Here is an 8314-nt window from a genome sequence, read left to right as displayed (position 1 = left end):
CGCTCGCGGTCGGTTGCCGCTCCGGCGTCGGCGTCGGGTCCGACACCGCGAGCAGCGCGACCGTCGAGAGGAACGTCACCGCGGCGATGGCCCAGTAGATGTCGACGGGCGTGACGTACTCCAACAGGGCACCGGAGACGACGTAGCCGAGTGCGAACCCGCCGGAGCGGGCGCTGTTGAAGATACCGATGGAGCGGCCCCGGCCCGTCGTGCCACCGTGGTGGCTGGCGATGGCGAGTGCGACCGGCGCGAATCCGGCCAGGAAGGCCGCGTAGACGCCTCGTGAACCGACTGCGATGGCAACCGTGTCGGCGACGACAAGCGGTAGCACGGCGATGACGCCACCGATGCCCGTCACGAGGAGAACGAGTCGTCGCTTTCCGGTGATGTCGGCGAGGGCACCCCAGAACGGCGAGAACAGCATCAGGCCGGCGTAGTAGGCGGTGCCGACGACGCCGGCGGCGAAGGCGGAGGCCCGTGCCTCGACGACCACCGCGAGGGCCGTTCCCATGAGGATGGCGCCCGCAAACCGCGCGAAGGTGGCGAGGCTCAGCGCCGCCCACTGCCGACGACTCGTCATCGTCGAAAACGACGACCGGCCCGTTGGTAAGCGACGCGATTCGCGTCGACCCGAAGCTTCGAGGGCACCGCCGTCGAAGCCGTCGTATGCGCTATTTGGTCGCGACCGACTCCGTACACACGACGGCGGCCGCCTGTGATTATCTCGACCCTCGGCTCGAAGACGACGACTTCGTCAGCGTCGTCTCAGTGCCCGGAACCGACGGCCGCGACGCCGAAGACGCACTCAACGTCGTGACTGCTCGATTGGCCGGCCGTGCCGACATCACGACCGAGCAGTTCCTGACCGACGGCGACCCCGCCTCGGGCATCCTCTCGGCGGCGAACAACGCCGACATCGATGTTATCGTCATCGGTCCCCACGCCGGTGACCCCGATTCAGGCCCGGAGTTGGGCGGCACCGCACGACGGATACTCGAAGGCGCCAACGTGCCGGTCGTCGTCGTTCCCCTGTCCGTCTAAGACGCCGGCGTTGATTAGGTGTGCCGACGAACCTCCGGTATGGAACTGCTCGTCCTGCGGGAAGGCGTACACCGGCTGTCGGCCGAATCCTACGCCGAACGGCTCGAAGAGCGACTTGACGACCACCGGGTTCGGTTCGCCGCAACGCCGGCCGACGAACGCCGACTACTCGCGTCGGCTGACGTGGTGACCGGACCACGAATCGACGCCAAAGCAGTCGCCGACGCATCGAACCTTCGGCTGTTCGCCTGTGCGTACGCCGGTTACGGGCACCTCCCGATGGATGCTCTCGACGATGCCGGCGTGGCTGTGACAAGTGCCACTGGCGTCCACGCACCGAACGCCGCCGAACACGCGATTGGAGCCATCCTCTCGTTCTCGCGAGGACTCCACGACGCCGCACGCGCCGAGACGTGGCAAGCTATCGACCCCGGTGAACTCGCCGGGTCGACTGTGACCATCGTCGGACTGGGCGCTATCGGAACCGCGGTCGCCGAGCGCCTCGATTCCTTCGGCGTGACAACCCTCGGCGTCCGACGAAACCCCGACGGTGGAGGACCGACCGACGAGGTGTTCGGCCCCGACAGTCTCCACGAGGCGCTGGCTCGAACGGACTACCTCGTGTTGTGCTGTCCGCTTACGGAGTCGACACGGGGGCTAATCGGTTCGGCCGAGTTGACCACGCTCCAACCGGACGCGGTGCTGGTCAACGTCGCCCGTGGTGCGGTCGTCGACACCGACGCGCTCGTCCGTTCGCTTCGCCGAGGGCGTCTGGGCGGCGCCGCACTCGACGTAACCGACCCCGAACCGCTACCGGACGACCATCCGCTGTGGAACTTCGACAACGTGTTGATAACGCCACACAGCGCCGGAGCGACGCCGAAATACTACGACCGACTGGCCGACATCGTCGCGGACAACGTCCGGCGGTTGGCCGACGGGCGGCCACTCCGGAATCGGGTCGGCGCGGCCGAAAACGATTAGCGACGGGTCGTCTAACGTCTCCGACGATGACACGGTATCTCGTTGCGACGGCGTCCGCACCGACGACGGAGGCTGCCTGCGAGTACCTGACGGAGAAACTCGAATCCGACGACGAGGTCTACGTCCTCACGGTCGACGTTCCCGACGAGTCAGACGACCGCGAGGCTGCCCTCGACGTGGCACAAGTGGAGTTGACCGGACTGGTCGAGGTTCGGACGTTCCGACGCGAGGGCGTCCCGGGACAGGAAATCGTCAATTTCGTCCGCGACAACGACATCGACGAAATCATCGTCGGGCCGGCGAGAAGCGGCGGCATCTCGACTATCGGGTCGACGACCAGAACCGTCCTCAACAAAGTCGACAAGCCCGTGTTCGTGCTGCCGGCGCGGAAGCTCTAGTCCTCCAGCGGTTCGATGAGTTCGATGGCGTGGCCGTCGGGGTCGCGGACGAACGCCGTCCGGGCGCCAGCGGCGGGCTGGTCGCCAGGCTCTTTGATGACGCCGTGGTCGTCTATCTCCTCGAAGGCCGCATCGACATCGTCGACTTTCACCGCGAGATGGTCCCAGAGCTCGCCCTCTTCGCTGGGAGTTTGTCCCTCGGTATCGGAGAGCTGGAGTTCGACGCCGTTGTCGTCGGCGACGTAGCGGTTGACGGTCTCGCCGTCGGGCGTCTCGAAGCCCCACGACTCCTCGAAGTCGAGGTTCTCGGTGTACCACTCGATGGACTGGTCGACGTCCGAAACGTTCAGACAGGTGTGCAGGATGACCATACGGCAGCGGCGCGCCGGGGAGCCATAACACCGACGATGTCGGCCGCTTAGAGGAGAGCGGCCACGCCAAGCAGTAATCCGCCGACGACGGCGGAGATGATGAGGATGCCGAGTAAGTCGGCCCGTGAGGGTGGGTCGGGGAGGTCGGCGGTTTTCGCGTCGCGGCGGTGCTTCTCGACGGCGACGACGAAGCCGACGCTACCGAGTAGAACGCCGCCGCCGACGGCACCGACCGCCGAGAGACCGACCTCTCGGAGGGAGTCCTCGACGAGAACGGGACCGACCCGACCGGCCAGCGGCACCGTCCCCGCGGCCCAACTGGCGAGGACGCTTCCGTTGAGGTAGCCGGCGACGAACGAAAGCAGGAGTCCGCCGAGGACGCCGACGGCGGCGTACACCGTGAAAACCGTCGGGGAGAGCTCGCTCCCGAAGACCGTGCGGGCCGCCTCAAGCCCTGCGACGAGCAGCGCCAACCCGACCGCGATGCCACAGAAGTAGCCGGTGAGCCGCGGCGTCCGCCCGAGGAGGTGTTCGCGCATACCGGCCCGTGGACGCGCCGCTTTAGGTCGGTTTCGGTTGGGCGAACAGGCGGCACACTCCGGTGACCGTAGTCCGTGTGCCACGCTCCCGCCACGGCGGACTACGGCCGCTCGTCAACGCATACGGCCCGTGGCCTCGGTTTCGTATATAAATCCGAGGGAGGGGTTCGTCTAGAGGTAGCCCTCTTCGAGCAACAGTTCGCCGTTGAGAACGGAGGCGCCGGCCGCGCCGCGGATGGTGTTGTGAGCGAGACAGTTGTACTGGACGCCGTGTGGCGTCGACTCGATACCGCCGGCGGCGACGGACATGCCGTCGCCGAGCATGCGGTCCATGCGGGGTTGGGGTCGCTCGGGGTCCTCGAACACCTCGATGAGCTGGTCGGGCGAGGAGTGGAGGTCGGCGCTCGGGTAGTCGGTCATCGCCTGGGCGATTTCCGCGACAGTCGGGTCCTCGGAGAGGTCGGCCCAGACGTTCTCGAGATGGCCGTCGAGCGTCGGGATGCGGTTGCAGGACGCCGACACCTCGGCGTCGTGCATCCGGAGTTCGGCGCCGTCGAAGTCACCGAGCAGTTTGCGGGATTCGGTCTCCATCTTCTCGGCCTCGCCGCCGATGTGGGGCATGGCGTTGTCGATGATTTCCATCGAGGTGACGCCGGAGTAGCCGGCGCCGGAGACGGCCTGCAGCGTGGCGACGTGGACGCGCTCGACGCCGAAGTCGTCGAGGGCCGCCAGCGTCGGCACGAACGTAATCGTCGAACAGTTGGGGTTCTTGACGAGCGCACCGTCCCAGCCGCGTTCGTCGCGCTGGACCTCGATGAGGCTGAGGTGGTCGGCGTTGACCTCGGGGATGGTCAGCGGGATGTCCTCGTCCATCCGGCCGTTCGAGGAGTTCGAGGAGACGACGTAGCCGTCCTCGACGAAGGCGGGTTCGACCGCCGCGCCGACGCTGGAGGGCAGCGAGGAGAACAGCAGGTCGACGTCGTTGGGAACCGCGTCGGGGTCGGTTTCGACAACGGTGATGTCGGCGACTGATTCGGGAATCGGCGTTCCGACGCGCCACTTGGCGGCGTCTCGGTAGGTGCGACCGGCCGAATCCTCCGAGGCGGTGAGTGCGGCGATTTCGAACTCCGGGTGTGGTGCGAGCAGTTGGATGAGTCGCTGTCCGACGGCGCCGGTCGCGCCGAGGACACCTACACGGGTAGACATTGGTGGACGTATGATGAGCCCACCAAAAACGGTTGTGAAAGACGCAGGAACTGTCCGGCGATTCCTGCCGGTACCGTCGCTGTCCGTTCGAAAGCGAGAGAAACGAAAGCCCGTTCTACGCCGGCGTCGCGCGCTGCTTGCGGGTGACGTACCCGGCGACTCGGTTCCGGACGCCCTTCGACTCGATGTTGGTCAGCTCCTCTACCAGTTCCTTGTTGTGCTCGAAATCGGCACCGAAGGCTTTCGGGTACCGTTCCATGAGCAGCGTTGCGGTCTTCTTGACGTAGGCGGGCTTGATGGCCATTGGTAAAGTCCCCTACTGTGCTGTGCTTCAAAAAAGGTTCGAAAGGGCCCTCACAGCATGTGTCGTCGACTCACACTGAGAGGTCGGTGTAGGCCCGGAGTCGGTCGAGGGCCTCCCGCTCTCGCTCGCCGCCGCATCGCTCGACGACATCGGCGAAGTACGCCAACCGCTCCCGAAGCGTCTCGTCGTCGTAACTCGGCACGTCCAACCGTGAGGCGGCGACCGTCGCCTCGACGACGGCGTAGTAACCACGGTTCGTCGTCGGGACGACCCGCCGCTCGACGGCCGACTCGACGGGGGAAAGCGCCCACTCGACCCATTGGGTGTCGCCCTCGACTCCCTCCTCGACGGCGTCGACCTCGACCCGAACCCACGCGTCGGCGCTGTCGAGAACCGGGTCGTCTTCCTCGCGAACCGAACACGCCGCGTCGACGAAATCGACCGGGTCGCGGGTGAACTGGACGTACCCGCCTTCGCGTTCGGTGAAGTTCCGCCACGTTCGGGTTCGGCCCCACGTCCGGGCGGTGACACCGTTTCTATCGGTCGGTTCGAACAGCCCGAGCGCGGCGACGTTCCAGCGGCCGTTCGGCCCGAGCGTCGTCACGACCGATTCGGTGACGCCGCGTAACTCGACCGGCCACTCGGCGGTGTCTCCGTTTTCGCCCATTCCTCACACCTCCATACCGCGCTCCAGCGCGACGAACAGCGCGGCGGCGGTGAGGTCGGCCGTCGTGCCGGGATTGATATCGCGGTCACGGAACTCCTCGGCCAGTTCCTCGGCGTCTTCGCTGCCGTCGAGGACGGCCCGTGCCCGTTCGGTCGCCTCCTCGGCGGCGGCCTCGCCGTTGCGCGTGACGACGAAGGTGTCCGGTTGTTCGGCGAGCAGTCGGATGAAGGCCCGCGAGGCGCGGCGGTAGATGGGTCCGTCGTCCTCCAGTAACCACTCGGCGGCCTCGAAACTCCGCTCGAAGCCGTTCGTCCACTCCGCGGCGACACCGTCGACGCTCGCCGAGCGTTCCATCACGTCGTACAGCGTCGTTCCGCGCTCCCGGAGCGTCTCCACGGCGTCGCTCCCGCGGCGTACGTCGAGTGCGTCGGCATCGTCGGGGAGGTCGTCGACCGCCACGTCGACGTGGTCGAATGCCCGATAGAAGTCACAGGCGTCGTCGACGGTGGTCGCCTCGACGACTGCCGTTGTTCCCTCGGGGGAGAGTCGCTCGGTCGCGGCTGCCCGAACGAGCGGTGTCAACATCAACAGCGCGCCGAACTGGGTGTTACCGCCGGATTGCTCGGCCATTCCCGCGACGGCACGCTCGAAAGCTCGGCCGACCGCCGCGCCGTCGGCGGCCATCCGGAGGCCGCGAAGCGAGCCAACGGCGCCCGCGAGGAAGTGTTCGAATCGGAGGTCGTCGTAGTCGCGGTGGCGGTCGACGTTGCCCGGTTTCGGCGTCCCCGAGACCTCCAACAGCAACGCGAGTTGGCCGTTCTCGGCGGCGTCACGCATCCGGAGACACCCCCGCTTCCGACCGTGTGTCGGCGAAGTACGCCTCGACCGCCTCCCGGACCCGTCGGAGGACTGCCGGGTCCGTCGAGGGACGACCGACCGACACCGCGTCCGCGCCGTATTCGAGATACTCGAAGACCGTCTCGCGGTCTCGGACGCCGTTGTTCGCCACGACGAACGCCCCCGGGGCTGCTTCGACGATATCGCCGACGACCGACTCGCTGTCCATCGCATCGACGTGGATTACGTCGGCGCCCGCGTCGACGAGTCGCGCCGAAAGCTCCGGCAACTCGACGCCCGGAACCTCGGTTCTAACTTTCACGCTCACGGTCGCGCCGGCGTTGGCTGCCGTGGCGACCTGTTCACAGAGCCGGTCGCCGTCTTCGAGCAGCGATTCGCCCGCGCCGGCGGCGCACATCTCCGCCTGTCGGCAGTGGGCGTTGATTTCGAGGAGCGCGTCGTGGTCGGCACAGACCGCCGCCGCCTCGGTGATAGGGTCCAGCGTCGCGCTGCGGACGTTGAATCCCGGCAGCACGCCGACAGCATCGAGCGCGGTGAGTTGGTCGTCGACGAACGCAATCGGGTCCGCCGGCAGGAACTCCTCGCGGTCGCGGTCGCGGAGGTCTCGGGCGGCGCTTCGGGTTGCCTCATCGAGGGCGATACCGCCGAGGATGGCACAACCGACGTGTGGCGCGGCCTGCTTGGCCCACGCGGCGTCGGATTGGCCGGACAGCGACGCGGCGGCGAGACGCGGCGTGAACATCACACCACCCCCCCCGACGCGTTCGATGGCCTCGCGGACGGCACGGCACACCCGCTCGCTGTCGGCCGGGCCATCGAGCGTCGTATCGGTCCGGACGGCCGGGCGGTCGAGGTCGGTTCCGTCGTCGGTGTCGAGAACGAAGGCGTCGACGAATTGGTAGGCTTCCGCGACGCCGGCCGTCGAGGGGTCGGAGCCGGTCGCCGCCATCAGTTTGCCGGCGGGCCCGGAGAACACCTCGTCTTCGACGAACGGGGAGACGGCGACGACCGGTGTCGATTCGAGCGCCTCGCGAATCCCATCGATTGCGAGCATCGGGCCGATGCTCGTCACCGGGTTCGAGGGACCGACGACGACCGGGGCGTCGAGTGCATCACGGACTGCAGCCGTGGCGCTCGCCGTCTCGGCGCCGCGGAACTCGACGGATTCGACTGCGGGTTCGGCGCGTCGGTGAACCCAGAACGCCTGGAAGTGCATCGGTCCTTCGTCGGTGTGGACGATGGTGGCGACGGGGTCGTCGCTCATCGGGAAAACGGAGCGTTCGACGCCGAGGGCGTCGGCGAGCGTCCGCGTCGCCTCGGTCAGCGACCGGCCTTCGTCGAGCAGTCCCGTCCGGGTGATGTGGAGCGCACGGTCGCGGTCGCCCAACTGCATGAATTCCGCGACGCCGGAGAAGCGCCGCCAGCGTGCGATGTCACGGCCGGCGGTCTGGGCCGAATCGGGGAGGTATCGCGGGCCGGCGTCGAGGCCGGCCGCATCGGCGAGTTCCTGTAACTCCTCGTGGGTTTCCGTCGTGTCGTCGGCGATACCCCACCACGTCTCGCGGTCGAGGCGGCCGCTCTCGGCGAACAGCGTCGTGTCCACGTCGGGACAGACCAGCAGGCCGCCCAACTCCACGTCGTCGCCGGTGTTGGCGACGACCGGCGTCTCGGCGGGGTCGAAGACGCCGTCACCGCCGTCGAGGAGTTTCGGCGTTCCCGTCCCACCCGCGAGGAACGTAACCATACGTCGGCTTTCGCGCCGACGGGTTTGTATCTGACCGTTAGCCGACGGTCACGTCGTCACGTCGGCCGCCCGGAGAATCTGCTTGTAGCGGTTGCGGATGGTGACCTCCGAGATGTCGCTGACCTCGCTGACCTCGTTTTGGGTGACCTTCTGATTGCAGAGCAACGCGGCTGCGTACACCGCGGCGGCGGCGAGGCCGACC

Annotated in this window: 11 protein-coding genes and 2 pseudogenes; 3 read left to right on the top strand and 10 right to left on the bottom strand. The window is 67.4% G+C overall.

Going from position 1 to position 8314, the window contains the following annotated elements:
- The coding region (locus GJ631_RS17955; RefSeq protein ID WP_156710470.1) for an MFS transporter at positions 1-580 on the bottom strand (580 nt) is incomplete at its 3' end.
- Positions 581-666: 86 nt separating this feature from the next.
- Between GJ631_RS17955 and GJ631_RS17950 the strand changes: the two genes are divergently transcribed.
- The 3 genes from GJ631_RS17950 to GJ631_RS17940 are packed head-to-tail and all read left to right on the top strand — an operon-like array spanning position 667 to position 2423.
- Positions 667-1041 (top strand): universal stress protein, encoded by a 375-nt coding sequence (locus GJ631_RS17950; protein WP_156710469.1) that lies wholly within the window; start codon positions 667-669, stop codon positions 1039-1041.
- 39 nt (positions 1042-1080) lie between these two features.
- Positions 1081-2025, top strand: coding sequence for a D-2-hydroxyacid dehydrogenase (locus GJ631_RS17945; RefSeq protein ID WP_156710468.1), 945 nt, complete (start codon positions 1081-1083; stop codon positions 2023-2025).
- A 26-nt stretch (positions 2026-2051) separates the two neighbouring features.
- Positions 2052-2423, top strand: a complete 372-nt coding sequence (locus tag GJ631_RS17940; RefSeq protein WP_156710467.1) for a universal stress protein — start codon at positions 2052-2054, stop codon at positions 2421-2423.
- Here GJ631_RS17940 and GJ631_RS17935 read toward each other — a convergent pair.
- The 9 genes and pseudogenes from GJ631_RS17935 to GJ631_RS17900 form a co-directional block, all read right to left on the bottom strand.
- Positions 2420-2794 carry a VOC family protein gene (locus GJ631_RS17935; RefSeq protein WP_156710466.1) on the bottom strand — a complete coding sequence of 125 codons (375 nt, stop codon included), beginning with the start codon at positions 2792-2794 and terminating at the stop codon, positions 2420-2422. The genes GJ631_RS17940 and GJ631_RS17935 overlap by 4 nt on opposite strands.
- A 47-nt stretch (positions 2795-2841) precedes the next feature.
- On the bottom strand, positions 2842-3333 hold the full coding sequence (locus GJ631_RS17930) for a hypothetical protein (protein ID WP_156710465.1): 492 nt from the start codon (positions 3331-3333) through the stop codon (positions 2842-2844).
- Between the two features lie 171 nt (positions 3334-3504).
- Positions 3505-4539 carry an aspartate-semialdehyde dehydrogenase gene (asd, locus tag GJ631_RS17925; protein WP_156710464.1) on the bottom strand — a complete coding sequence of 345 codons (1035 nt, stop codon included), beginning with the start codon at positions 4537-4539 and terminating at the stop codon, positions 3505-3507.
- Between the two features lie 115 nt (positions 4540-4654).
- Entirely contained in the window at positions 4655-4843 is a 189-nt protein-coding gene (locus GJ631_RS17920; protein ID WP_156710463.1) for a 30S ribosomal protein S17e, read from the bottom strand.
- A 70-nt stretch (positions 4844-4913) separates the two neighbouring features.
- Positions 4914-5510, bottom strand: a complete 597-nt coding sequence (locus GJ631_RS17915) for a DUF447 domain-containing protein (protein WP_156710462.1) — start codon at positions 5508-5510, stop codon at positions 4914-4916.
- A 3-nt stretch (positions 5511-5513) separates the two neighbouring features.
- Positions 5514-6347 (bottom strand): triphosphoribosyl-dephospho-CoA synthase, encoded by an 834-nt coding sequence (locus GJ631_RS17910; RefSeq protein ID WP_156710461.1) that lies wholly within the window; start codon positions 6345-6347, stop codon positions 5514-5516.
- The gene (locus GJ631_RS18820; protein ID WP_197425189.1) at positions 6340-7110 is read right to left on the bottom strand and encodes a tRNA-dihydrouridine synthase; all 771 of its coding nucleotides are present in this window, start codon (positions 7108-7110) and stop codon (positions 6340-6342) included. Before GJ631_RS18820 ends, GJ631_RS17910 begins: the two co-directional genes overlap by 8 nt.
- A gap of 15 nt (positions 7111-7125) precedes the next feature.
- A pseudogene (gene cofD / locus GJ631_RS18815) lies at positions 7126-8112 on the bottom strand (2-phospho-L-lactate transferase); the annotation flags it as partial.
- Between the two features lie 48 nt (positions 8113-8160).
- Positions 8161-8314, bottom strand: a pseudogene (locus GJ631_RS17900) (transcription initiation factor IIB 2); the annotation flags it as partial.

Source organism: Natronomonas sp. CBA1123 (assembly GCF_009741925.1).
Taxonomy (GTDB): Archaea; Halobacteriota; Halobacteria; order Halobacteriales; family Haloarculaceae; genus Natronomonas.
The sequence above is the reverse complement of the archived record's forward strand: the minus strand, read 5'-3'. Positions and strand labels throughout refer to the sequence as shown.

Coding starts and splice junctions, on each gene's coding strand:
- GJ631_RS17945 (WP_156710468.1), top strand. CDS start 1,081: ATGGAACTGCTCGTCCTGCGGGAAGGCGTACACCGGCTGTCGGCCGAA.
- GJ631_RS17950 (WP_156710469.1), top strand. CDS start 667: ATGCGCTATTTGGTCGCGACCGACTCCGTACACACGACGGCGGCCGCC.
- GJ631_RS17930 (WP_156710465.1), bottom strand. CDS start 3,333: ATGCGCGAACACCTCCTCGGGCGGACGCCGCGGCTCACCGGCTACTTC.
- GJ631_RS17940 (WP_156710467.1), top strand. CDS start 2,052: ATGACACGGTATCTCGTTGCGACGGCGTCCGCACCGACGACGGAGGCT.
- GJ631_RS17910 (WP_156710461.1), bottom strand. CDS start 6,347: ATGCGTGACGCCGCCGAGAACGGCCAACTCGCGTTGCTGTTGGAGGTC.
- GJ631_RS17920 (WP_156710463.1), bottom strand. CDS start 4,843: ATGGCCATCAAGCCCGCCTACGTCAAGAAGACCGCAACGCTGCTCATG.
- asd (WP_156710464.1), bottom strand. CDS start 4,539: ATGTCTACCCGTGTAGGTGTCCTCGGCGCGACCGGCGCCGTCGGACAG.
- GJ631_RS17935 (WP_156710466.1), bottom strand. CDS start 2,794: ATGGTCATCCTGCACACCTGTCTGAACGTTTCGGACGTCGACCAGTCC.
- GJ631_RS18820 (WP_197425189.1), bottom strand. CDS start 7,110: ATGTTCACGCCGCGTCTCGCCGCCGCGTCGCTGTCCGGCCAATCCGAC.
- GJ631_RS17915 (WP_156710462.1), bottom strand. CDS start 5,510: ATGGGCGAAAACGGAGACACCGCCGAGTGGCCGGTCGAGTTACGCGGC.